The sequence below is a fragment of the Rossellomorea marisflavi genome, assembly GCF_022170785.1.
Lineage (GTDB): Bacteria > Bacillota > Bacilli > Bacillales > Bacillaceae_B > Rossellomorea > Rossellomorea marisflavi_B.
In genome coordinates this window covers 15,001-37,987 of the sequence record NZ_CP081870.1, presented here as the reverse complement: position 1 = coordinate 37,987, position 22,987 = coordinate 15,001, and the positions used below count along the sequence as shown (strand labels likewise).

22 protein-coding genes, 3 tRNA genes, 3 rRNA genes, 1 other RNA gene and 1 other annotated feature (1 of these 30 cut by a window edge) are annotated in these 22,987 nt (G+C 48.7%); of the genes, 8 read left to right on the top strand and 21 right to left on the bottom strand.

From position 1 onward, the window contains the following. Positions 1-99: 99 nt before the first annotated feature. The 4 genes from K6T23_RS00200 to K6T23_RS00185 form a co-directional block, all read right to left on the bottom strand. Positions 100-175, bottom strand: a tRNA-Ala gene (locus K6T23_RS00200). Between the two features lie 20 nt (positions 176-195). Further along, a tRNA-Ile gene (locus tag K6T23_RS00195) sits at positions 196-272 on the bottom strand. Between the two features lie 81 nt (positions 273-353). Next, a 16S ribosomal RNA gene (locus K6T23_RS00190) occupies positions 354-1,904 on the bottom strand. A gap of 301 nt (positions 1,905-2,205) precedes the next feature. Beyond that, the gene (locus K6T23_RS00185) at positions 2,206-3,030 is read right to left on the bottom strand and encodes a hypothetical protein (protein WP_238283365.1); all 825 of its coding nucleotides are present in this window, start codon (positions 3,028-3,030) and stop codon (positions 2,206-2,208) included. 155 nt (positions 3,031-3,185) lie between these two features. Here K6T23_RS00185 and K6T23_RS00180 point away from each other — a divergent pair, with 155 nt between their 5' ends. Continuing rightward, positions 3,186-3,662, top strand: a complete 477-nt coding sequence (locus tag K6T23_RS00180) for a PaaI family thioesterase (protein WP_419245614.1) — start codon at positions 3,186-3,188, stop codon at positions 3,660-3,662. Between the two features lie 41 nt (positions 3,663-3,703). Here the strand turns inward: K6T23_RS00180 and K6T23_RS00175 are convergent, their stop codons facing one another. The 7 genes from K6T23_RS00175 to tadA all read right to left on the bottom strand — a co-directional run bounded on the left by K6T23_RS00175 (position 3,704) and on the right by tadA (position 7,900). After that, a complete protein-coding gene (locus tag K6T23_RS00175) occupies positions 3,704-3,967 on the bottom strand; it encodes a pro-sigmaK processing inhibitor BofA family protein (protein ID WP_048007497.1) in 264 nt (87 codons plus the stop codon). Between the two features lie 58 nt (positions 3,968-4,025). Then, positions 4,026-4,244, bottom strand: coding sequence for a YaaL family protein (locus tag K6T23_RS00170; protein WP_053427859.1), 219 nt, complete (start codon positions 4,242-4,244; stop codon positions 4,026-4,028). 15 nt (positions 4,245-4,259) lie between these two features. Further along, positions 4,260-4,856, bottom strand: a complete 597-nt coding sequence (gene recR, locus K6T23_RS00165) for a recombination mediator RecR (RefSeq protein WP_048013171.1) — start codon at positions 4,854-4,856, stop codon at positions 4,260-4,262. Positions 4,857-4,867: 11 nt separating this feature from the next. Next, positions 4,868-5,188, bottom strand: a complete 321-nt coding sequence (locus K6T23_RS00160) for a YbaB/EbfC family nucleoid-associated protein (protein WP_048013172.1) — start codon at positions 5,186-5,188, stop codon at positions 4,868-4,870. A gap of 32 nt (positions 5,189-5,220) precedes the next feature. Beyond that, positions 5,221-6,906, bottom strand: a complete 1,686-nt coding sequence (gene dnaX / locus K6T23_RS00155) for a DNA polymerase III subunit gamma/tau (RefSeq protein ID WP_056541962.1) — start codon at positions 6,904-6,906, stop codon at positions 5,221-5,223. Positions 6,907-7,058: 152 nt separating this feature from the next. Beyond that, positions 7,059-7,323: signal recognition particle sRNA large type (ffs, locus tag K6T23_RS00150), an RNA gene on the bottom strand. 97 nt (positions 7,324-7,420) lie between these two features. Further along, positions 7,421-7,900: a tRNA adenosine(34) deaminase TadA gene (gene tadA / locus K6T23_RS00145; protein ID WP_238283364.1), complete on the bottom strand. Its 480-nt coding sequence runs from the start codon at positions 7,898-7,900 to the stop codon at positions 7,421-7,423. Between the two features lie 130 nt (positions 7,901-8,030). Here tadA and K6T23_RS00140 point away from each other — a divergent pair, with 130 nt between their 5' ends. The 5 genes from K6T23_RS00140 (at position 8,031) to K6T23_RS00120 (ending at position 11,951) form a co-directional block, all read left to right on the top strand. Then, on the top strand, positions 8,031-8,579 hold the full coding sequence (locus K6T23_RS00140) for a cysteine hydrolase family protein (RefSeq protein WP_238283363.1): 549 nt from the start codon (positions 8,031-8,033) through the stop codon (positions 8,577-8,579). Between the two features lie 57 nt (positions 8,580-8,636). Next, entirely contained in the window at positions 8,637-9,920 is a 1,284-nt protein-coding gene (locus tag K6T23_RS00135; RefSeq protein WP_056541973.1) for a glycosyl hydrolase family 18 protein, read from the top strand. A 133-nt stretch (positions 9,921-10,053) separates the two neighbouring features. Next, complete coding sequence (locus K6T23_RS00130; protein WP_238283362.1) at positions 10,054-10,710, top strand: deoxynucleoside kinase; 657 nt, start codon at positions 10,054-10,056, stop codon at positions 10,708-10,710. Beyond that, positions 10,694-11,362 carry a deoxynucleoside kinase gene (locus tag K6T23_RS00125; RefSeq protein ID WP_056541978.1) on the top strand — a complete coding sequence of 223 codons (669 nt, stop codon included), beginning with the start codon at positions 10,694-10,696 and terminating at the stop codon, positions 11,360-11,362. The genes K6T23_RS00130 and K6T23_RS00125 overlap by 17 nt, the downstream gene beginning before the upstream one ends. A 118-nt stretch (positions 11,363-11,480) precedes the next feature. Further along, positions 11,481-11,951 carry a DinB family protein gene (locus K6T23_RS00120; protein WP_056541981.1) on the top strand — a complete coding sequence of 157 codons (471 nt, stop codon included), beginning with the start codon at positions 11,481-11,483 and terminating at the stop codon, positions 11,949-11,951. A gap of 28 nt (positions 11,952-11,979) precedes the next feature. On the opposite strand, the gene K6T23_RS00115 is transcribed toward K6T23_RS00120, so the two are convergent. Then, positions 11,980-12,477, bottom strand: coding sequence for an SdpI family protein (locus K6T23_RS00115; RefSeq protein ID WP_238283361.1), 498 nt, complete (start codon positions 12,475-12,477; stop codon positions 11,980-11,982). Positions 12,478-12,610: 133 nt separating this feature from the next. Here K6T23_RS00115 and K6T23_RS00110 point away from each other — a divergent pair, with 133 nt between their 5' ends. Beyond that, positions 12,611-12,970 (top strand): hypothetical protein, encoded by a 360-nt coding sequence (locus tag K6T23_RS00110; protein ID WP_056541987.1) that lies wholly within the window; start codon positions 12,611-12,613, stop codon positions 12,968-12,970. 82 nt (positions 12,971-13,052) lie between these two features. Here the strand turns inward: K6T23_RS00110 and K6T23_RS00105 are convergent. The 6 genes from K6T23_RS00105 to guaB all read right to left on the bottom strand — a co-directional run bounded on the left by K6T23_RS00105 (position 13,053) and on the right by guaB (position 19,583). Beyond that, a tRNA-Ser gene (locus tag K6T23_RS00105) sits at positions 13,053-13,145 on the bottom strand. A gap of 114 nt (positions 13,146-13,259) precedes the next feature. Beyond that, positions 13,260-14,537 (bottom strand): serine--tRNA ligase, encoded by a 1,278-nt coding sequence (gene serS / locus K6T23_RS00100; protein WP_056541990.1) that lies wholly within the window; start codon positions 14,535-14,537, stop codon positions 13,260-13,262. A gap of 58 nt (positions 14,538-14,595) precedes the next feature. Continuing rightward, positions 14,596-14,804, bottom strand: a binding site (T-box leader). 53 nt (positions 14,805-14,857) lie between these two features. After that, a complete protein-coding gene (pdxT, locus tag K6T23_RS00095; RefSeq protein WP_238283360.1) occupies positions 14,858-15,448 on the bottom strand; it encodes a pyridoxal 5'-phosphate synthase glutaminase subunit PdxT in 591 nt (196 codons plus the stop codon). 6 nt (positions 15,449-15,454) lie between these two features. Further along, positions 15,455-16,336, bottom strand: a complete 882-nt coding sequence (pdxS, locus tag K6T23_RS00090; RefSeq protein ID WP_048007483.1) for a pyridoxal 5'-phosphate synthase lyase subunit PdxS — start codon at positions 16,334-16,336, stop codon at positions 15,455-15,457. 220 nt (positions 16,337-16,556) lie between these two features. After that, positions 16,557-17,867, bottom strand: coding sequence for a D-alanyl-D-alanine carboxypeptidase family protein (locus K6T23_RS00085; RefSeq protein WP_179125648.1), 1,311 nt, complete (start codon positions 17,865-17,867; stop codon positions 16,557-16,559). A 249-nt stretch (positions 17,868-18,116) separates the two neighbouring features. Then, positions 18,117-19,583: an IMP dehydrogenase gene (gene guaB, locus K6T23_RS00080; protein ID WP_053427847.1), complete on the bottom strand. Its 1,467-nt coding sequence runs from the start codon at positions 19,581-19,583 to the stop codon at positions 18,117-18,119. A gap of 111 nt (positions 19,584-19,694) precedes the next feature. Here guaB and K6T23_RS00075 point away from each other — a divergent pair, with 111 nt between their 5' ends. Further along, a complete protein-coding gene (locus tag K6T23_RS00075) occupies positions 19,695-20,633 on the top strand; it encodes a YaaC family protein (protein WP_238283359.1) in 939 nt (312 codons plus the stop codon). Between the two features lie 17 nt (positions 20,634-20,650). On the opposite strand, the gene K6T23_RS00070 is transcribed toward K6T23_RS00075, so the two are convergent. From K6T23_RS00070 to K6T23_RS00060, 3 genes are all read right to left on the bottom strand, one after another. Further along, positions 20,651-21,133, bottom strand: coding sequence for a glutathione peroxidase (locus K6T23_RS00070; RefSeq protein ID WP_273546618.1), 483 nt, complete (start codon positions 21,131-21,133; stop codon positions 20,651-20,653). 1,062 nt (positions 21,134-22,195) lie between these two features. Beyond that, a 5S ribosomal RNA gene (rrf, locus tag K6T23_RS00065) occupies positions 22,196-22,312 on the bottom strand. 113 nt (positions 22,313-22,425) lie between these two features. Then, positions 22,426-22,987: ribosomal RNA gene (locus K6T23_RS00060) — 23S ribosomal RNA — on the bottom strand (it continues 2,372 nt past the right edge of the window).

The window sequence follows — 22,987 nt, the reverse complement described above, 5'->3', positions numbered from 1 at the left end:
ACCTAAAATGGCGATACTCGGTAATTTCTTGACTATCAATAAAACTTTATCTAGTTTTCAAAGAACAATGTTCACTCTTTCACAGATGGAAAGAATGTTTGGTGGAGCCTAGCGGGATCGAACCGCTGACCTCCTGCGTGCAAAGCAGGCGCTCTCCCAGCTGAGCTAAGGCCCCGTATGATATGAGATTGGAAATGGTGGGCCTAAGTGGACTCGAACCACCGACCTCACGCTTATCAGGCGTGCGCTCTAACCAGCTGAGCTATAGGCCCCCAACTCTTAATGATGAGTTAAACCATCAAAACTGAACAAAACTTCGACGTCGTCAAACGTTTTAAGTAAATCTTCCTTAGAAAGGAGGTGATCCAGCCGCACCTTCCGATACGGCTACCTTGTTACGACTTCACCCCAATCATCTGTCCCACCTTAGGCGGCTGGCTCCAAAAGGTTACCTCACCGACTTCGGGTGTTACAAACTCTCGTGGTGTGACGGGCGGTGTGTACAAGGCCCGGGAACGTATTCACCGCGGCATGCTGATCCGCGATTACTAGCGATTCCAGCTTCATGTAGGCGAGTTGCAGCCTACAATCCGAACTGAGAACGGTTTTATGGGATTGGCTAAACCTCGCGGTCTTGCAGCCCTTTGTACCGTCCATTGTAGCACGTGTGTAGCCCAGGTCATAAGGGGCATGATGATTTGACGTCATCCCCACCTTCCTCCGGTTTGTCACCGGCAGTCATCTTAGAGTGCCCAACTGAATGCTGGCAACTAAGATCAAGGGTTGCGCTCGTTGCGGGACTTAACCCAACATCTCACGACACGAGCTGACGACAACCATGCACCACCTGTCACTCTGTCCCCCGAAGGGGAAAGCCCTATCTCTAGGGTTGTCAGAGGATGTCAAGACCTGGTAAGGTTCTTCGCGTTGCTTCGAATTAAACCACATGCTCCACCGCTTGTGCGGGCCCCCGTCAATTCCTTTGAGTTTCAGTCTTGCGACCGTACTCCCCAGGCGGAGTGCTTAATGCGTTAGCTGCAGCACTAAAGGGCGGAAACCCTCTAACACTTAGCACTCATCGTTTACGGCGTGGACTACCAGGGTATCTAATCCTGTTTGCTCCCCACGCTTTCGCGCCTCAGTGTCAGTTACAGACCAGAAAGTCGCCTTCGCCACTGGTGTTCCTCCAAATATCTACGCATTTCACCGCTACACTTGGAATTCCACTTTCCTCTTCTGCACTCAAGTTCCCCAGTTTCCAATGACCCTCCACGGTTGAGCCGTGGGCTTTCACATCAGACTTAAGAAACCACCTGCGCGCGCTTTACGCCCAATAATTCCGGACAACGCTTGCCACCTACGTATTACCGCGGCTGCTGGCACGTAGTTAGCCGTGGCTTTCTGGTTAGGTACCGTCAAGGCGCCGCCCTATTCGAACGGCACTTGTTCTTCCCTAACAACAGAGTTTTACGATCCGAAAACCTTCTTCACTCACGCGGCGTTGCTCCGTCAGACTTTCGTCCATTGCGGAAGATTCCCTACTGCTGCCTCCCGTAGGAGTCTGGGCCGTGTCTCAGTCCCAGTGTGGCCGATCACCCTCTCAGGTCGGCTACGCATCGTCGCCTTGGTGAGCCATTACCTCACCAACTAGCTAATGCGCCGCGGGTCCATCTGTAAGTGATAGCCGAAGCCACCTTTCAACCTTCCCCCATGCGGGGGTAGGTGTTATCCGGTATTAGCCCCGGTTTCCCGGAGTTATCCCAGTCTTACAGGCAGGTTACCCACGTGTTACTCACCCGTCCGCCGCTGATCTCAGGGAGCAAGCTCCCATCGATCCGCTCGACTTGCATGTATTAGGCACGCCGCCAGCGTTCGTCCTGAGCCAGGATCAAACTCTCCATAAAAAGTTTGAATAGCTCTTTTAAAAATAAATCTAGAATTAACGTTGACGTGTTTGTCTTGTTTTGTTCAGTTTTCAAGGTTCAAATGTTACTTAAGCTCTCTTGAGCACCTCTTAAATATACCATGATATCAGTCAGTGAGTCAAGCTTTTTCTTAAGTTGTTTTTCGATGTCGTTTTGGCGACAAGGAATATAATATCACCTATTAGCCTATTACGTCAATACTAATTTCAATTTAAATTTAAAAGATTTCATTTCCCCGGCGCAGGTATGATTTTACCCTTACCCGCACCAGGGACATCAATCAGTATACAAGATCTTCTCCGATGTATTTGATCCCCCTTTTAGGGAAGAATCCATCAGGGAATACAAGGTCCCACACCATTCCTCTCTCTCTTCTTCCTATGGCTCCTGCGATGACTATCCCTTCATCGATCCGGTGGACCGGCACATTGCGGATGAAGTAAGGAAAGCGCGTCAGGAGGTCGATGAACAAGATTCCTTCCTTTTCAATTGAGTGAACTTGAAACAGACCCTGCGCATGTTCTGCGTAGAGATTCCACTTTTGATCGGCAACGGCCATATCAGCCCGGTAGTTCCAATCGGACTGATGCATCTTTGGATAGTTTCGTAGAAAGAGGTCGGCAAATAATGATTCATAGCGACTCAGCATCGGGAGGGATTCTTTGATCAAGGGAAGGACTTTCGGGGAGAGGGCTGTGTGTTCCCGCTCATCAAGCCAAGTGAGGAAAGCGTGGAGTTCATGAAGGAACAAGTGGGTGAAGTTCTTTTCCTGGAGTATTTTCGTTTTACTCGGGAGATAGGTGAAGATGAGCTCTTCCCAGAACGAATAGGGGCACTCATTCCAAGAGTCTGGACATTCGTCTTCGAGGTGGAGGGTCATATACGAAGCAATGACTTCAAGGAATAGGTTTCTTCCAGGCGAAACCCGATTCTCTTTTTTGAAGGTGACAAAGTCTTTACCATAGTAATAGAGGAGACCACGGTATTTCATCTTGAACTCCCGACTTACCCTGAACATGTCCAGCATGTCTTGATGATCTTCTGGACACTCCAGTGATGTGGTATGCGATCCGCCGTATTCCGGTACAACTTCTCCTTTTTTCAATCCATCACCATCTTTCCATTTATTATCATGAGCAACATGACTTCTTCAGTATATCATAAACCGCCTTTATTTGACTGAATATTACAACTATTTAACAGTAGCAGGGAACCGTCCTCCTTTCTCGAATGTGTGTTGATAGAGAGGGGATGGAAAAGATGGAGAATCAGAAACCTGCCATACAGGATGAGTACGAGGATGATTTTGCATGGTGCTATGGATGCGGGCGCCTGAATGAAGAGGGGCATAAATTCAGGACCGGAGTGGAAGGAGAGAAAACCATTACGGTGTATACGCCTGAACGAAAACATACGGCGATACCCGGTTTTGTGTATGGAGGGGTGATCGCCTCCCTCATCGATTGCCACGGAACGGGGTCCGCCGCTATCACCCTGCATCAGAAGAACGGAGGGACGATCGGGGACGGGAGTATTCCTCCACGGTTCGTGACGGCTTCTTTGTCTGTTGATTTCATGAAGCCGACGCCTCAGGACGTTCCACTAAAGGCGGTGGGTACAGTCCATGAGATCCACCCTAAGAAATTCAGGGTGGAAACAGAAGTATTCGCTGACGAGGAGCTTTGCGCCAAAGGTGAAGTGATTGCCGTCGTCATGCCTGCGTCATTCGGTGGATAATCAAAAAGCCGCCTGCTCCAATCTGGAGCAGGCGGCTTTTCTCATAAGACCCACATCTGAATGACCGTCAGCCCTACGACTCCCGGAATCCCAAGGATCCCTGAGATCGAAGAGGTGGCGAGGTTGATCGGAACGTGGATGCCGTATTTACTTCCGAACGCATTCAAGAAAAACAGAAACAATGCGCCGATCATCACTTTAATGGCGACTTGTCCCACAAATCGCAGCGGCTTGATCGGAACTCCCGTGGCAAGCAGGAGGATGATCAATCCACTGATGGCTGCAATGACGATGACAGGGCTCATACCTTATCTCCTTTCTAAAGAACGAATCGTCCTGTTATAGAAAGGATATGAAGGTTGTCTACCTTTTTATGACGATGTTTCGATGTTTCGCTTCCTTGAACAGGAAAAAATATTTCGCTTCTGCGATTTTCGTATGACATTGGGCACCAAGGCTGTAGTCGACGCTCATTTCGTCGATGGACTGCTGCCGGTTCCACTGATCCTTCATTTCATCCAGGACGTTCAATAAGGATTGGTCATACTCTTTTTTCAGCTTGCCCTTCTTTCTGAAAAACAATTGGATCCACTCCTTCTAGACGTCTCTTCTTCCCTCGAGGGCTTTGGATAGGGTCACTTCATCCGCATACTCCAAGTCTCCACCGACCGGGAGTCCATGTGCAATCCGGGTAATGCGGATACCTGAAGGTTTGACCAGCCTTGAAATGTACATGGCAGTCGCTTCCCCTTCGATGTTGGGGTTCGTGGCAAGGATGACTTCCTGGATGACATCGTCTTGAAGACGTTTGATCAGGTCCGGCACATTGATATCTTCCGGTCCGATCCCATCCATCGGGGAAATGGCTCCATGAAGCACATGATAAAGGCCGTTGTACTCTCTCATCTTCTCCATGGCGATGACGTCCTTCGGGTCCTGGACGACACATAGGATGCTTCTGTCCCTCCGCTGATCCTCACAGATATAGCAGGGGTCCTGGTCGGTAATGTGACCGCAGACGGAGCAGTAGCTGAGGTTCCGCTTCGCATTCACGAGTGCTTTCGCAAAATCGAGCACGGTGTCTTCTTTCATACTAAGAACAAAAAAAGCCAGACGGGCCGCAGTTTTCGGCCCGATCCCCGGCAATTTCATAAAGCTGTCAATCAGCTTTGATATAGGCTCAGGATAGTGCATCGGTTAGCCTCCTAGAACATGCCCGGCAGGTTCATTCCTTTTGTGAATTGACCCATCGTGGAGTTCGTTAATTCTTCTGCCTTTTTAAGGGCGTCGTTCGTCGCAGCAAGAACTAGATCTTGCAGCATATCGATATCTTCGGGATCTACGACTTCTTCATTGATCTTCACGTCAAGGACCTGTTTGTGTCCTGAAACGATGACAGTGACCATACCGCCGCCTGCTGTTCCTTCGATTTGCTTTTCGCCGAGTTCTTCCTGTGCTTCAGCCATCTTCTTTTGCATTTTTTGCATTTGCTTCATCATATTTTGCATATTACCCATTCCACGCATGTTCATTACCTCCATAAAATGTTTTGAATGAATCAATCATTGACTTCCATTAAATCGGGTCCGACCAATTTTTCCGCTTCGGTCAGCAGGCTGTCTTCTTCTTTGTCGGGACCTTCCTGATCACTTGATTTCGAGTGACGGATGAAATCTTCCCGGATGCCTGTCCACTGATCTTCTGGCACCCCTATGGCCGCATAGCTGCTGCCCGTCAGTTCTTCAAGGATCGAAGAAATGGCAGAGGTAAAGGCATGGTTCTCCATCGCCATCTGACAGTGGATATCATACTTGAATTTTAACACAAACGAGCCGCTTGTTGCCGCTACCGGTTCCGCATCATTGAGAAGGGCGGATTGTGAGCGCATCTGGCGCTGATTGAGGGTTTCGACCATATCCCCCCACCGGCTCTTGATTTTGTTCAGGTCTTCTTTCGTGGCTGACTTCAGCACTTCCTGGATCTGTCCTGCAGGAACACGGAAGCCTTTTTTGGCCCTGACCGGTTTCTTGGCCGCTTGAGGGGCACTTGCTTCCCCTTGGATCGCCACACCGTTTTGCTTAAGCTGTTCTAGTTCTCTTTCCAACTTGCCGATCTTCTTCATCATCTCTTCGACTTCGGGAGAGCCCGATGCTTTAGGCGCATCCATCTGACAGAGCTTCACAATGGAGACTTCCAGATAGATGCGGGCATGGTTGGTGAATTTCATCTCCTGCCCCGCCTGGTTCAGCACGTCGATATACTGATAGATCTGATGTGGCTCGATCTGCCCGGCGAGCTCCTTGAATTCATCATCGAGCATCACACGCTCGAGTGATTCCTCAAGGTTCGGTGCCGTTTGGTGAAGGAGCATATCCCGGAAGTACAGAATGAAGTCTTCTGCGAAGCGGGCCGGATCCTTTCCTTGGAAAAGAAGTTCCTCAAGGGCACCGAGGGCCGTCGCTACATCCCTCTCCATGATGGCCCTGCCGAGGCGGTTCAGGTAATCCTGGGAGACGGCACCCGTCACTGTGAGGGCGTCATCAACGGTCACCTGGTCCTGGCTAAAGGAAATGGCCTGATCGAGGAGACTCAGGGCATCACGCATGCCGCCTTCCGCTGCACGCGCGATGATGTTCATGGCGTTCTCTTCATACTGGACACCGGACTCCGTGGCGATGTGACTCATCCTGCCCACGATATCCTTTGCCGTGATCCTTCTGAAGTCGAAGCGCTGACATCTCGAGATGATCGTAAGCGGGATTTTATGGGGCTCTGTGGTGGCAAGGATGAAGATGACATGCTTCGGTGGTTCCTCCAGCGTCTTCAACAGGGCGTTGAAGGCACCGATCGACAGCATGTGGACTTCATCGATGATGTAAACTTTATAGTCGACGACGTTCGGTGAATACTTCACCTTGTCTCGGATATCCCTGATTTCTTCCACGCCATTATTGGACGCGGCATCGATTTCGATCACATCGGGGATGGATCCATCGGTGATCCCTTTGCAGGCATCGCATTCATTGCAAGGCTCCGCTACGGGAGAACGTTCACAGTTGACGGCTTTTGCCAGGATCTTGGCAGCACTCGTCTTTCCTGTTCCACGCGGTCCGGAGAAGAGGTAGGCATGGGAGATCTTCTGTTGAAGGAGGGCATTCTGCAACGTTTTCGTCACATGCTGCTGCCCGACGACATCGATGAACGATTGCGGTCGCCACACACGATATAATGCTTGATATGCCAAGATACTCCCCCCTCTTATGTATGTTCTATCCTGTCTATTATAACGAGTTTGAAATGGTTTTACAAAGGAATCCCGGACCAAAAACCATTCGGTCCTTAATAAACAAAAAACCCATCCGTTCCGGGATGAGTTGTTGTATATGTAAATAACTGCCGTGCACCTTTCCTCGACAAGCATCCATAGGCGTTACTTAAGTAGTTAGCTCAGCCCAGGCAGCCCCGCGGCACATGGAAGCTTCCACTTAATGCTGCTTCCTTCCGGACCTGACATGGTTCATGGATTTCCATTGCGCAGGACCCAGACGTCGACACCACTTGCTTAAGGCAGACCCTACAGATTGCAAGCCTCAGAAAGGAATTCAGTCTCGCTAGAGCGGATTGCGAGTACAGGACACCGCTACCTTCCCACCTAGCACGGCAAAATTGATACCACTATTCAGTTGCACCGCAAAAGAGCGACGCAAGATTAAGTATACTAGCATTCAAGGTAAAAAGCAACGGATGGGTGATGTAAATTATTTGAATTTCCTCTCCGCTTTCTTCCTTGCCCTTAAATCCTTGAAGAAAGAAGAAAGCATTCCTCCGCACTCCTGTTCCATCACACCCGGTACCACCACACATTGATGATTGAACCGTTCATCATCGAGCAGGTTCATGAGGGTTCCGACACAGCCAGCCTTCGGATCCTTCGCTCCATAGATCACCTTTTCCACCCTGGAGAGGATGATGGCTCCCGAACACATCGGACATGGCTCCAATGTCACATACAGCTCGGCCCCTTCCAGTCTCCACGTCCCTATACGCTCACACGCTTCCTGGATGGCAAGCATTTCTGCATGGGTGACGGCATTCTGGGTCGTCTCCCGCAAATTATGCCCCCGCCCGATGATTTCATCTCCAAGAACCACCACCGCACCGATGGGAACCTCTTGGATGGCAGCCGCTTTTCCCGCTTCTTTGAGGGCTTCTATCATAAACCGTTCGTCTCTTGTCATAATCGTATGCTCCTGATCACGTAATGGCTTCATTGTACTAAAAATGGACGGTGTATGGAAAGGGGATGTCCGACACTGCTCATAAAATCCTTCCGTTCATACAGACTAAAAGAAGAAAGGTGATGATGAAATGAACACAAATGATACTGCCCTCCTGATCATCGACGTGCTGAATCCCTTCGATTTCACATATGGCGAGACCCTTGCCGACCACACGCGCACCATAGTTCCCCCTCTATTGAAGACCCGTGATCACTGCAGGGAGAATGGAATCCCGGTCATCTACATCAATGACCACTATAAGCTATGGAAGGCCGATTACAAGAAGATCTATCAAACATGTCATAACGAGAGAAGCGATGCCATCATGACGCCTCTGAAACCGGGGGACGATGATTATTTCCTCATTAAACCGAAGCATTCCGCCTTCTACGGGACCGCCCTGAATACCCTCCTTCATCAGCTCTCTGTCAAAACGCTGATTCTTACGGGCATTGCAGGCAACATTTGTGTCCTGTTCACGGCAAATGATGCCTATATGAGGGAATTCAAGCTGATCGTCCCATCGGATGCCATTGCCTCGGTGAGCGAAGAAGATAATCGCTATGCCCTTACGATGATGGAGAACGTCCTGAAAGCCACCGTTGCCCCTACAGAAAATCTATTTGGCTCATCATAACTTCCATCCTCCCCTCATAGAATCCCTATAGCGGATACACAAATGGGAGGGGAAAGCATGCAGATCCATGTCGTACAGCCTAATCAATCCCTGTCTGGCATCGCCCAGGCTTACGGTACAACCGTTAAAGATATCGTGGAGGCCAACGAGCTGCCGAATCCGAATAATCTCGTCGTCGGTCAGGCCCTGGTCATCCCCATCATCGGGAGTTTCTATTATATACAGCCCGGGGACAGCTTATGGCTGGTCTCACAGAAAACCGGCATTTCCTATCAGGAGATTGCCAAAGCGAACGGCATCACCCCGAATCAACAGCTCCAAGTCGGGTACCGTCTCTATATCCCGCCTCGTCCGAAGACCAAGGGAGAGTTCAATGCGTATGTAGAGCCGTATGGTAAAGAAGTCGCACCGAATCTCGAGGAAAGTGCAAAGGAGGCCGCTCCTTACCTGACCTATCTTGCACCGTTCAGCTTCCAGGCCCAAAGGGACGGCACGCTGAAGGAGCCCCCACTCGGTAATCTGATCCAAACCGGCAAGAATAATAACAACGTCATGATGATGGCCATCACCAACCAGGAAGAAGGCGCCTTCAGTGATGAGCTCGGACGCATCCTCCTGAACGACCAGGCCATCCAGAACACCTTCCTCGATAACGTTGTCAAAACAGCTAAGAAATATGGATTCCGGGATATCCATTTCGACTTTGAATACCTTCGCCCTCAGGACAGGGATGCTTATAACCAGTTCCTCCGGAAAGCAAAGGCCCGTTTCAATCAAGAAGGCTGGCTCCTCTCCACGGCCCTCGCCCCGAAGACGAGTGCCGACCAGAAAGGGAAATGGTATGAAGCCCATGATTATAAAACCCAGGGGGAGATCGTTGATTTCGTGGTGATCATGACGTATGAGTGGGGCTACAGCGGCGGTCCAGCCATGGCGGTATCACCCATCGGTCCGGTAAGGGATGTGCTTGAATATGCCGTGTCAGAGATGCCTTCAAGCAAGATCCTCATGGGGCAGAACCTGTATGGATATGATTGGACCCTTCCGTTCAAGCCGGGGACCACAGCTAAAGCTCTCAGTCCCCAGCAGGCAATCCAGCTTGCCGCACAGAACAATGTACGGATTCAATATGATGAAAAAGCCCAGGCTCCTTTCTTTAAATACAAAGCAACTGATGGTACCGATCATGAAGTCTGGTTTGAAGATGCCAGGAGCATCAATGCGAAATTCGATCTGCTGAAGGAATTAAAGCTAAGGGGAATGAGCTACTGGAAGCTCGGTCTTTCCTTCCCGCAGAACTGGCTCCTTCTCTACGATCGGTTCGACGTCACCAAGCGATAAAGACGGGTGCCCAGGGGGCATCCGTTTTTTTCTGGAAAAGTTTATGCAAAATAAGCTGAACACTCTTTCAGGCGATTATGATACAATAAATCCTGTCGAAAAATACCGTCATATTTTGAGGAGGACACACGTAATGGGGCCGATTCCGTTCATAACCGTCGAAGGTCCGATTGGTGTAGGAAAGACCTCTCTTGCCAAGGCGATATCCGAGCATTTTCAATTCCATCTGCTCAGGGAGATCGTTGATGAAAATCCATTCCTGGACAAGTTTTATGATGATATCGAGGAGTGGAGCTTTCAAACGGAGATGTTTTTCTTATGCAATCGATATAAACAGCTTGAAGATATCGAAAAGCATTACCTGTCACAGGAGAAATCCGTGGTGGCCGATTACCATATCCTGAAGAATATTGTGTTTGCGAAGCGGACATTGAAGGACGCGCAGCAATTTGATAAATACTTGAAGATCTATGACATCCTGACGTCGGATATGCCGAGACCCAATGTGATCATTTATTTGAACGCCGGTCTTGATACGCTTCTCAGCAGGATCGAAAAACGTGGCCGGGATTTCGAGAAGAAGATCAGCCCGCTCTATTTGAAACAGCTGTCACTGGATTATGATGAATATATGGAAGCATTCGAGGAAAAACATCCTGATATCCCTGTCCTTCGCTTTAACGGCGATGAGGTTGATTTCGTTCAGCGGCAGGATGACTTGGAGCTTATCCTGAAGCAGCTTGAGACTACACTTAAAGAAGGAGTCCACCACCATGAATCTTCGAACTAAATATGGCATACCGAATAATGCCGTCATCACCATTGCAGGAACCGTCGGGGTCGGAAAATCCACGATGACCAACGGACTTGCAGAAGCATTGGGGTTCAGGACGTCATTTGAAAAAGTCGATACGAACCCTTACCTAGACAAGTTCTATAAAGATTTCAAGAGCTGGAGCTTCCACCTTCAAGTGTACTTCCTCGCCGAACGCTTCAAAGAGCAAAAGAGGATTTTCGAATACGGGGGTGGCTTCATCCAAGACCGTTCCATCTATGAAGACACGGGCATCTTCGCGAAAATGCATCATGAAAAGGGCACGATGAGCGATACCGACTATGAAACGTACACCAGTCTCTTCGACGCCATGGTCATGACGCCTTACTTCCCGCATCCTGATCTTCTCATCTATCTGGAAGGATCCCTCGATCATATCATCGACCGGATCCGCGAGCGAGGACGTCCGATGGAGCAGGAAACGCCGGTCGAGTACTGGGAAGAGATGCACGAACGCTATGAAAACTGGATCAATAACTTCAATGCCTGTCCGGTCCTGCGCCTTGATATCAGGGAATATGATCTTGTGAAGGATGCGGGTTCCATTGAACCGATCATCGAGCGCATCGCTTACTTCATCGAACAGACACGGATGTTGAAGAACTGAGATGGCATACTAAAACCGCCTGGAGCTTTCCAGGCGGTTTTGTTGTTCAAAGCGTATCAGTTACTGATCACAACATTTTCTGTTACAGTAGACACGAAAGACGAAAGGAGAAATCATCATGAATCAATCCCTATATAGTCAGTTCCAGCTGACAAGAGCCCAGCTCCTCAATGAAATCAAAGACCTGAAGGCAGACGTCATCGACGTGCAGCCGGAAGGATTGAACAATACGATCCATTGGCATATCGGACATGTCCTTACTGTCACTGAACAGTTCATGTTCGGATTTGAAAGCCTAGGAAACACACTTCCTGCACGCTATGCCGAATTATTCGGCTACGGCTCGAAGCCGGCAGACTGGAGCGGTGATGTTCCTTCAGTCGAAGAGCTTGCTTCTCAGCTGCAAGACCAGCTTCTACGCATCAATGAACTATCGGACGAGCACCTCGCCCAGCCCCTTGAACAGCCGTTCCATGGCCTCAAGACATTCGGCGAACTTGCCCACCTATCCCTCAGCCATGAAAGTCAGCATCTCGGACAGATGCACGCCATCAAGCTGTTGGCAGAACGAACCATCGTCAACGGATAATCTGAAGCCGGTCATATGACCGGCTTTTTTATGTGATCTTCCTCCGCTTCAGTATGGCTTCCACAATCGGGACCGTCATCCCGATCAATACGACGGGCAGGAACCATTCGAACATCCCCTTTACCCACCCCATGGCAATCGCAACGGTCTCGAATGCCAACAGTGAAAATACCAGCACAAAAGAATTCTTCATCACATTCAGCATCTGCCGACTATTCAGGTAAAATGCCTTTGCATTTGATTCATTCAGTCTATCCGGGTAATTATGGACCTCAGGAAACTTCTCCAACAGATGCATGGATAGTCCCAGCATGAGTCCGATCGCCGGGAGGATGAGCAGCTCATACTTCGATCCCCACCGTGTGATTTCTGTCAGACTATAATGAGCCGGCACCTGGTCAGGAAGCGACGTCCAGGTCATGACAAGTAAACCCGTCATCCCCACATAACTGCCTGCCCCCACCAAGTCCCACAGCTTTTCCCTGGTTGTCTTCGGTATCGAGAGTTTCGGTCGATTTCCACCCATGTACACCACGCCTTTCTCACTAATCCATACGATTTTACCTTTTGGAGGTTTCAAATAATGGAAAAGAAATCGTTTACGTTCATCCGTACGGAGGTATACATGACTAAAGGATACACATCAGAGGAGGATGAAGATGGAGGAAAAAATGACGTACTATGTAGATATCAATAGCGGGGACGTGACCCCTGAAGCCGTGCAGAATCACAGCCCAAGCTTCCGGATCCTGGCCACTCAAGGGGAAGTGGAAGAACTGAAGCTCATGTTTGAGCAAAACGAGGCGGATGCAAGGTCCACCATGAAACAGGCACAGTTCCCGCTCCGTAAGGATTATAATGCACCTGAGAACGAACTCTATGATGAATCCATGAGGCAGATCTTCGGGAAAATCTTCGAGCTTGGGGATGAAGAAGCGAAGCGACATATTGCAGAGAATGGCATATTGGACAGCAAGTACAATCCAGAGCTGAGAGAAGACATCGAAAACCTCAAATAACCAATAAAAAAGACTGCTACTTCATAAGAAGTAGCAGTCTCTATCTCCAATGTTTATGCGCATTGGTTAATATTAAAATCAATGGAGGAGGAAGGGGGATTCGAACCCCCGCGGGCTTTGACACCCCTGTCGGTTTTCAAGACCGATCCCTTCAGCCGGACTTGGGTATTCCTCCGTATCGACAAGAATTATAATACCACGCTTAAAATTTGAAGTCAACAACATCTTTTATTTTTTTAAAAAAAGGTGCCACAGCTGCCTCTTCCACAGCCGTAGCACCTTTTTGCCCTTATCCTTTGATGACTTCCAGCCCACGCATATATGGACGAAGTACTTCAGGAACGATGACCGTACCATCCTCCTGCTGATAGTTCTCAAGGATTGCCGCCACGGTACGTCCGATGGCAAGTCCAGAACCGTTCAGCGTGTGAAGATGTTCAGGTTTCGCATTCGTTTCCCTTCTGAAGCGGATGTTTGCACGACGTGCTTGGAATCCTTCGAAGTTACTGCAAGAAGAGATTTCACGATACGTGCCGTAGCTTGGGATCCATACTTCAAGATCATATTTCTTCGCTGCCGTGAAGCCCAGGTCCGCTGTACACATAGAGAGGACACGGTATGGAAGACCAAGGAGCTGAAGCACTTTCTCTGCATGACCTGTCAGTTTCTCGAGTTCATCATAAGAATCCTCCGGCTTGACGAAACGGACAAGCTCGACTTTGTTGAACTGATGCTGACGGATCAGCCCGCGTGTGTCGCGTCCCGCAGAACCTGCTTCAGAACGGAAGTTGGCGCTATATGCCACATAGCTCAGTGGAAGATCGTCCCCTTTGATGATTTCATCGCGGTGGTAGTTCGTCACAGGAACCTCAGCCGTCGGTACGAGGAAGTAATCTTCGCTTTCGATGCGGAATGCATCCTCTTCGAATTTCGGAAGCTGACCGGTTCCCGTCATGCTTGCACGGTTCACGAGGTATGGCGGAAGCATTTCAGTGTAGCCATGCTCATCCATGTGAAGATCCATCATGAAGTTGATCAACGCACGTTCCAGACGCGCACCCATCCCTTTATAGAAAACAAATCGGCTTCCGGTTACTTTGGCAGCTCGTTCAAAGTCGAGAATATCAAGCCCTGTTGCGACATCCCAGTGAGGCTTCGCTTCAAAATCGAACTCTCTGATCTCGCCCCATGTTCGCGCTTCTACGTTGTCATCTTCCGTTTCACCCACCGGTACTGATTCATGAGGGATATTTGGAATCGCCATAAGGATGCGGTCGAGTTCTTCCTCCACTCCTCGTAATTCATCATCCAGCGTCTTGACTTGTGCACCGACTTCACGCATTTCCACGATGAGGTCCTGTGCATCCTGCTTTTCTTTTTTCAATTTCGCAATTTGTTGGGAAACGTCGTTCCGCTTGCTCTTCAGGTCTTCCGTTTCAACAAGGAGTTCCCTTCTCCGCTTATCAAGCTCTTCGAATTTACCGAAGTCTTCAAGGTCTTCTCCCCTGTGTTGAAGACGTGCTTTCACATCTTCCAGATTGTTTCTCAAATACTTAATGTCCAACATAGCTCTTCCTCCTTTAAAATGACACGTCCAAAAACGATAAAAAACCCCCATCCCTGGTAAAAGGGACGGAGGTTTCCGCGTTGCCACCCTAATTGAAGACAGATGACTGCCTTCCTCTTAGAGATGGTAACGGAATCACCGAAAATACTTACTTCATTCAGTACTTCACTCGAGGATGGATTCATAAAGGCCTTGTATCGGTTCGCACCAGCCACCGACTCTCTTGATCAAGCTTCCCTTACTACTAGCTCCTGTCATCGATTTAAATGTGTATTGGTTATAACATAATCTACTACAATGATTTCCGATTTGCAAGTGGATTATGCCAATGACTTTTCTAGACTCTCTTCTACCATCTTCACGAAATACTGCGTGAGACGATGGTCATCGGTCAGTTCCGGATGGAATGAACACCCCAGGAACTGACCATGGCGGGCTAAGACGATCCGTCCATCATGCTCTGCCAGGATCTCCACTTCTTCCCCGGCCTCGACGATATGGGGAGCCCTGATGAAGACCGCATTGAACGCTTCCCCCACATGGCTGATCGTCAGGTCGGCTTCGAAGCTTTCCTTCTGACGCCCGAAGGAATTACGCTCTACCGTGACATCCATGACGCCAAGATGAGGCGCATCGTATCCGACAAGCTTCTTCGCCAGCAGGATCAGTCCTGCACACGTTCCGAACATCGGCTTCCCAGCAGAAGCAAATTCCCTCAACGGCTCCATAAAGCCGTAGCGGTCGATGAGTCTCCTCATCGTCGTGCTTTCTCCTCCAGGCATGATGAGCCCGTCCACTTCGTTAAGCTGCTCTACTCTTTTGATGACCAGGGCCTCAGCACCCGATGCTTCAATCGACCGGATGTGTTCCCTCACTGCCCCCTGAAGGCCGAGTACACCTATCTTCGTCATGGCTGATTACCACCCGCGGTCCTGCATGCGGTTTTCTGGAAGGATCGATGCAATTTCGACGCCTTTCATGGCCACTCCAAGCTCTTTGGAAAGATCGGCAATCAGCTTGTAATCTTGGTAGTGAGTCGTCGCTTCCACGATGGCTTTAGCGAATTTCTCAGGATTCTCAGACTTGAAGATCCCTGAACCTACGAATACTCCATCTGCTCCAAGCTCCATCATAAGGGCAGCATCAGCTGGGGTTGCCACTCCGCCTGCTGCGAAGTTCACGACCGGAAGACGTCCGTTTTCTTTGATTTCAAGAAGTAGTTCGAACGGTGCGCCAAGAAGTTTGGCTTCCGTCATGATTTCATCTTCATTCATGGAGACAAGCTTGCGTACCTGCGCGTTCACTTTACGGATATGGCGGACGGCTTCGACGATGTTGCCTGTTCCCGGCTCACCCTTTGTGCGAAGCATGGATGCCCCTTCGCCGATGCGTCGTGCTGCTTCCCCAAGATCACGGCAACCACATACGAATGGAACCGTGTAGTCACGCTTATTCAAGTGGTATTCTTCATCAGCTGGAGTGAGTACTTCACTCTCATCGATGTAGTCAACACCCATTGATTCCAGTACTTTCGCTTCTACGATGTGACCGATACGCGCTTTTGCCATGACCGGGATCGAAACGGCCCCCATGACTTCTTCCACGATGCGCGGGTCAGCCATACGGGCAACTCCGCCAGCTGCACGGATATCTGCAGGCACTCGCTCCAGCGCCATGACGGCAACGGCTCCAGCCTCTTCTGCAATCTTCGCTTGTTCTGCATTGACAACGTCCATGATGACGCCGCCTTTTTGCATTTCTGCCATTCCTCGTTTAACTCGATCTGTACCAGTTCTCATGTATGTAGCCCCCTTGTGTTTTCCAGGGATGTCCCGCATGAAATGAAGAAATCGGACTATACCCATCGGATTGAATATTGTTGCTCTACTGCTTAATAAACAATAAATTCACACTTCTGTCAAGGTAGCCAGCGGGCATTTCGGCCCAAGGTCACCCTGGCAATTTTTTATAAAAAAACATCAGGCTTCCGTGAAAACCTGATGTTTTTCCTAGCAAGAATCAGAACCAGCCCTTGACCGTAGAAGTCACAGAGCCCCAGATGTCACTGAAGAAACCGCCAACCGCCCTCATGGAGAGGATGAACCAGTTCGCTTTTTCTACGCCATCTGCCGTTACAACAGCTGCTTTTGAACTGCCGCCCTTGTCCGTGAGATACCCGAGACCGTCATCTGATTTCACTGTGACGTAGCCTATGGTTTCTCCTTTTTTAACTGGGGCTTGCAGTTTACCGTCTTCATTCAATTTTTTCTTATCCACCTCGAATTGAGGTTTGAATTTCTTATCCGCATCCGTCTTCAATACCATTTGAAGAGGATCTTTTGTGTGGATCTTAACACTCTTTTCTTTCCCTTTTACAACTGGCATCGTCTTATGCCCTTTGATTTCGTAATTGGCAGGGTAGACTTCTTCCAATGTGTAATTGTTGAAGGCATAATCAAGCAGTTTGCGTGTTTCGTTGAAGCGTGCATCATAGGAATTTTCACCTGAAGGAACATTCACGTCCATTACAACCGAGATGAATCGGATGCCGTCGCGTTCAGCCGTTCCTGTGAAGTTGGCACCTGCGAAATCCGTTGTACCGGTCTTCAGCCCGTCCATTCCTTCGTATTCACGAATAAGTCCCGGAAGCATCCAGTTCCAGTTAGACATATCAGTAGAATCTCCACCCTTATCGAATACTTTCTTCGGAATGCTCGATGTTTCGAGAATTTCCGGGTGGTCTTTCAAAAGACGAAAAGCGAGTGTGGCCATATCTTTTGCCGACATGACATTTTCTTCATCCGGCTCTCCGACAACTGAATCGAAATATTGAGATAGGTCTGCATTATTGAGACCTGTAGAGTTTACAAATTTATAATGTTCCAAGCCCAATTCTTTGGCTTTTGCATTCATCATTTCGACGAATTTCGCTTCGGATCCTGCGATGGTTTCCGCAATCCCCATGGTAGCCGCATTGGCTGAATAAATCGCCATGGCTTCATAGAGTTCTTTCACCGTGTAGCTTCTGCCCACTTCGAGGGAAACATTGCTAAGCCCCGTATTGTGGGACATTTTTGAAATGTTCATTGGCACTTCGTATGTTTGATCCCATTTTACTTTTCCGTCTTGAATAGCTTCTAGCAACAGATATTCTGTCATCATTTTTGTCATACTTGCAATGCCTTGTGCATTGTCCGCGTTCTTTTCATAGAGAATTTTGCCCGTACTCGCTTCTACCAGGATTGCCGCCTTCGCTTTAACATCCAGATCGTCCTGGGCTGCACTGGCAGGCTTTTGGACAAGGCCCATCGCCAACATTAATACCATCATACAAACAACAGATTTTTGAATCCAACTTCTTTTCACTATTAGCCCTCCAAGATTTTATGTACACCTTCGTTATTTTAACATAGTTCAAATGGTTCGAATAGATAGAGAATATTACTAGTTTTCAGTTAGGTCGGGGGATGCAAGCCCTTGGATACATATTATTTCCAATAATAAAAAAAGCTGGCTAAGATAGCCAGCTTTTTCAATCTGAAGCGAATTCCACCGGTCCATCCAGCGGAATAAATTATATTAAGATAATGAATAGTTAGGTGCTTCTTTCGTGATTTGTACATCATGCGGATGGCTCTCGCGAAGACCTGCGCCGGTCATGCGTGTGAACTGTGCATGCTCGCGGAGATCGTGGAGATCCTTCGTGCCGCAGTAGCCCATTCCTGAACGGAGACCACCGATCAGTTGATACAATGTGTCGGCAAGAGGGCCTTTGTAAGGGAGACGGCCTTCGATGCCTTCTGGAACAAATTTCTTCGCTTCCTCTTGGAAGTAACGGTCTTTAGACCCTTTTTCCATGGAGCTGACAGAACCCATACCTCTGTATACTTTGAAGCGACGGCCTTGGAAGATTTCAGTTTCCCCAGGGCTTTCTGTCGTTCCTGCAAGGAGGCTTCCGAGCATGACAGCATGTCCACCGGATGCCAATGCTTTGACAACGTCTCCTGAGTACTTGATTCCACCATCGGCGATGATGGCTTTACCGTGCTTGCGTGCTTCCGTCGCACAGTCATAAATGGCTGTGATCTGGGGAACACCGACACCTGCTACGACACGGGTCGTACAAATGGAACCTGGTCCGATTCCCACCTTCACCACATCGGCTCCTGCTTCGATCAGATCTCTTGTTCCCTCAGCTGTAGCTACGTTACCCGCAACGATATTCAATGTCGGATAGGCATTGCGGATATCGCTTACGATGGAAAGGACGCCTGCAGAGTGACCGTGCGCTGTATCGATGACGATGATATCGACTGCGGCTTTCACGAGGTGCTCGACGCGTACCATGGTGTCTTTCGAGATCCCTACGGCTGCCCCAACGAGAAGTCGTCCTTGTTGGTCTTTAGCTGAGTTCGGGAATTCAATGACTTTCTCGATATCTTTGATGGTGATAAGGCCTTTCAACGTACCTTCTCCATCGATGAGTGGGAGCTTTTCAATTTTGTGCTGCTGAAGGATTTTTTCGGCTTCTTCAAGCGTCGTGCCTACAGGAGCTGTCACGAGATCTTCTTTCGTCATGACATCAGAGATGAGAATCGAATAATCCTGAATGAAACGGAGGTCGCGGTTGGTCAGGATCCCAACCAGTTTTTGTTCCTCTGCGTTGTTGACGATCGGAACACCGGAAATTCTATATTTGCCCATCAAGTGTTCGGCTGCGAAGACTTGATTGTCTGGAGTCAGGAAGAACGGATCGGTGATGACTCCACTCTCAGAACGTTTTACCTTATCGACTTGCTCAGCCTGCTGTTCGATGCTCATGTTCTTGTGGATGACACCAAGACCACCTTGACGCGCCATGGCGATGGCCATCTCTGCTTCTGTGACCGTATCCATACCGGCACTGATGATCGGGACGTTCAGTTTCACTGTATCCGTAAGTGCGACGGAAATGTTCACATCTTTCGGCAACACCTCTGAACGAGCCGGTGTCAATAGCACATCATCAAACGTTAAACCTTCTTTAGCAAATTTAGATTCCCACATAATTTTGGCCTCCCTATCCGAAAATATTATTAGTAGGTTATCAATTGGGCAAAATACTGTCAAGAACTATAGGATTAGTTTAACTATTCAGATTAATCGGAGGTTGTACATTTGCATGATATCAGGCACTGGAGGGACTTCCTCCACTATTTCCAATCGGCTTCCTATACCCAGAAATTCCTGAGACGATGTTATCGTTCCATGCCCGGATCCGATGTCAAAAGCTATGATAATTGCTACCCCTTCATGTATTATCTCGAACAAGGGGAGATCTATTATAAACAGGCAGAAGATTCGCCGCTTTCGATTAAGCCCATCCTTCTTTTTTACGGTTTCATCCATTTCATCAAGGCAGTCGTGCTCACCACGGATCCGAACTATCCGGAGACCACCACCGTCCTCGCCCACGGGATCACCTCCCGGAAAAGGAAGAAACAGCAGTACCGATTCCTTCACGATGAGGTGAAGATCCAGAAGAACGGCCTCTTTACCCACTTCTCCTCCCTCCACTTCGACCTTAAGCACCTGGAAGGGGAAAAATACAAAATGGAATACCTCTTGGATCAGATCCCTGAGATGGCCGATTCCTTTTCAGTCCTCATGAAGAAGACGACCATGTTCCCTTTTACGGAAGGAAGGTTGTCCATTGAAGAGAATCTGCTGAACCACTTCCACTGGACACCCGATTCCTTTCGCCAGCATCACTCATCCTTACCCGAAGGGATCCACTGGGAAGGGCAGGACACCCTTTCCACTACCCTGAGGAACGAAGCTCTTCCCTTCAGGTGGAACCGTCAGGAACGGAAGCTCGCCCTGCCTGCAATCAAAAACGAAGCAAGCTCCCTGCCGGAGGTTCTCATTCACTATGCCATCCTTTACAATCTCAGCATGATTGCACGCTACGAAACCGAGTGGTGGATGGAACTATTGAAAAACCGGACCACCGAGGACTACCCGTTAATCCTCGCCTTCATCACCCTCACAACCGAAAAGGGCCCTTCCCTATTAGGGGAGCTCCTTGAAAACAAAATGAAGCAGGAGGGGGAATGAACCTCTCCTGCTTACACCTATTGCTGAAGCAATTTCACAATATAATCTTCGATTTTCCGTGGATTGGTCTGAGGCGAATAACGATCATACACTTCTCCATCTTTTGAAATAAGGAACTTTGTGAAATTCCATTTGATATCGGATAAAAGAAGCCCCTTCTTCTCCTTGGTCAAATACTTGAATAGGGGATGCGCATCCTTCCCCTTCACATCCACCTTTGCGAACATCGGGAATGACACCCCATAGTTCACCTGACAGAACTCAAGGATCTCATCTTGATCATCAAACTCCTGATTCATGAACTGATCGCACGGGAACCCAAGGACAACCAGCCCCTGTTCTTTATACTCCTCATACAGACCCTGCAGCTCCTTGAACTGAGGCGTGAACCCGCACTTACTTGCCGTATTCACGATCAGCATCACCTTGCCTTCATAGTCCTCCAGCGCTACATCTGAACCATCGGATTTTTTTACCGTCAAATCATATAGTGAAGAAATCATACTATCTCTCCTTTTTCACATTTACGTAATTTAATCATACTCATTGAACGGACGTAAGGCAATTTTGAAGATGGTGTGAGGTGAAGGTGTGTGAAGGGTTGAGTGCTTTAGCAGAAACCGTTGGGTTTGAACACAGACAAAGCGTCAAGTTCTGGATGTTTTTGGAAGAATACACCGATTAAGTTTGAATAGATCACTAGCATATTTCTCATGAGGTGCACAGAGACAGAACGTCAATTTATGGAATTTTTTGGATGTTAATGAGGGTTTTTTGTAGGTAAGTCGGTGGCTTGGCTATTGGCTTTTTCGGGGCCGATGACTCTACTGGGTTTTGTGTATGAAAGGGGTATGAGAAGACGCTCTTCTGTTGCAGAAACCGTTGGGTTTGAACACAGACAAAGCGTCAAGTTCTGGAGGTTTTTGGGAATCAAAGAGAGATATTTTCACTCATTACAAATTTAAAAATATGATTCACAGTTCACTAGTAGATAGAGCCGTTCGCAAATAAAGGAAAGGGATCACAAATAGAAAAATGGCCAGTGATCCGTTTCGCAAATACAAAGTCGATTCTCGCAAATAGAATGAAAAATGTCGCAAGTTAATGGTTGAATTCCGCAGGTATTTTCGCTCCTGGGGGGAACGAGGGGTCCTTCAATGTTCAAAAGGGTCAAAAGGTGTTATGAGGAATGTCGAATGGCGTCAGGTGCTCAAGAAGATACAATATATGGGAAAATATCACTAATAAAAGTAACCTATCCGCAGATATCAGGCCCCCTTCGCTCGGAATCAAAAAAAGTCGCAAATAAGCGCGACTCCCCCATAGCCTTATCTTCGGCAAACGTTTTGTCCCTTCCGTTTCGCTGATCATATACTCCCACAGGTTATTAAAAAGACCTTTTCGATCCTCACCTAGAAGAGAAGTATCTCCCGTACTTTAACCCCGATATTGCAAACTCCTACACCCTTGCAACCTTCGCATTCCCATATCTCTCTTTCCTGCCAACTAAAAAAACACCACAAAAAAAGCAGCCCATCAAATGAGCTGCTTTTCTCAATATTGCCTGGCGACGTCCTACTCTCACAGGGGGAGATCCCCCAACTACCATCGGCGCTGAAGAGCTTAACTTCCGTGTTCGGCATGGGAACGGGTGTGACCTCTTCGCCAATGTCACCAGACAGGTATTCCATTGAAAGAATTGTTCTTTCAAAACTAGATAAAGGGTTGATAGTCAATCATTACCGGCGTATCGTCCAGTCCGGGAGACGCGAAGCGCCTCCTTCGTCTTACTTTGGTTAAGTCCTCGATCGATTAGTATCAGTCAGCTCCATGTGTCGCCACACTTCCACCTCTGACCTATCTACCTGATCATCTTTCAGGGATCTTACTCACATAAAGTGATGGGAAATCTCATCTCGAGGGGGGCTTCATGCTTAGATGCTTTCAGCACTTATCCCTTCCGCACATAGCTACCCAGCGATGCCTTTGGCAAGACAACTGGTACACCAGCGGTGCGTCCATCCCGGTCCTCTCGTACTAAGGACAGCTCCTCTCAAATTTCCTGCGCCCACGACGGATAGGGACCGAACTGTCTCACGACGTTCTGAACCCAGCTCGCGTACCGCTTTAATGGGCGAACAGCCCAACCCTTGGGACCGACTACAGCCCCAGGATGCGATGAGCCGACATCGAGGTGCCAAACCTCCCCGTCGATGTGGACTCTTGGGGGAGATAAGCCTGTTATCCCCGGGGTAGCTTTTATCCGTTGAGCGATGGCCCTTCCATGCGGAACCACCGGATCACTAAGCCCGACTTTCGTCCCTGCTCGACTTGTAGGTCTCGCAGTCAAGCTC

What these genes read in the sequence shown, in the direction of transcription:
- K6T23_RS00180 (WP_419245614.1), top strand. Translation starts at nt 3,186, where the DNA reads ATGGAGAATCAGAAACCTGCCATACAGGATGAGTACGAGGATGATTTT.
- K6T23_RS00175 (WP_048007497.1), bottom strand. Translation starts at nt 3,967, where the DNA reads ATGAGCCCTGTCATCGTCATTGCAGCCATCAGTGGATTGATCATCCTC.
- recR (WP_048013171.1), bottom strand. Translation starts at nt 4,856, where the DNA reads ATGCACTATCCTGAGCCTATATCAAAGCTGATTGACAGCTTTATGAAA.
- K6T23_RS00160 (WP_048013172.1), bottom strand. Translation starts at nt 5,188, where the DNA reads ATGCGTGGAATGGGTAATATGCAAAATATGATGAAGCAAATGCAAAAA.
- tadA (WP_238283364.1), bottom strand. Translation starts at nt 7,900, where the DNA reads ATGACAAGAGACGAACGGTTTATGATAGAAGCCCTCAAAGAAGCGGGA.
- K6T23_RS00140 (WP_238283363.1), top strand. Translation starts at nt 8,031, where the DNA reads ATGAACACAAATGATACTGCCCTCCTGATCATCGACGTGCTGAATCCC.
- K6T23_RS00135 (WP_056541973.1), top strand. Translation starts at nt 8,637, where the DNA reads ATGCAGATCCATGTCGTACAGCCTAATCAATCCCTGTCTGGCATCGCC.
- K6T23_RS00130 (WP_238283362.1), top strand. Translation starts at nt 10,054, where the DNA reads ATGGGGCCGATTCCGTTCATAACCGTCGAAGGTCCGATTGGTGTAGGA.
- K6T23_RS00125 (WP_056541978.1), top strand. Translation starts at nt 10,694, where the DNA reads ATGAATCTTCGAACTAAATATGGCATACCGAATAATGCCGTCATCACC.
- K6T23_RS00120 (WP_056541981.1), top strand. Translation starts at nt 11,481, where the DNA reads ATGAATCAATCCCTATATAGTCAGTTCCAGCTGACAAGAGCCCAGCTC.
- K6T23_RS00115 (WP_238283361.1), bottom strand. Translation starts at nt 12,477, where the DNA reads ATGGGTGGAAATCGACCGAAACTCTCGATACCGAAGACAACCAGGGAA.
- K6T23_RS00110 (WP_056541987.1), top strand. Translation starts at nt 12,611, where the DNA reads ATGGAGGAAAAAATGACGTACTATGTAGATATCAATAGCGGGGACGTG.
- serS (WP_056541990.1), bottom strand. Translation starts at nt 14,537, where the DNA reads ATGTTGGACATTAAGTATTTGAGAAACAATCTGGAAGATGTGAAAGCA.
- pdxT (WP_238283360.1), bottom strand. Translation starts at nt 15,448, where the DNA reads ATGACGAAGATAGGTGTACTCGGCCTTCAGGGGGCAGTGAGGGAACAC.
- pdxS (WP_048007483.1), bottom strand. Translation starts at nt 16,336, where the DNA reads ATGAGAACTGGTACAGATCGAGTTAAACGAGGAATGGCAGAAATGCAA.
- K6T23_RS00085 (WP_179125648.1), bottom strand. Translation starts at nt 17,867, where the DNA reads ATGATGGTATTAATGTTGGCGATGGGCCTTGTCCAAAAGCCTGCCAGT.
- guaB (WP_053427847.1), bottom strand. Translation starts at nt 19,583, where the DNA reads ATGTGGGAATCTAAATTTGCTAAAGAAGGTTTAACGTTTGATGATGTG.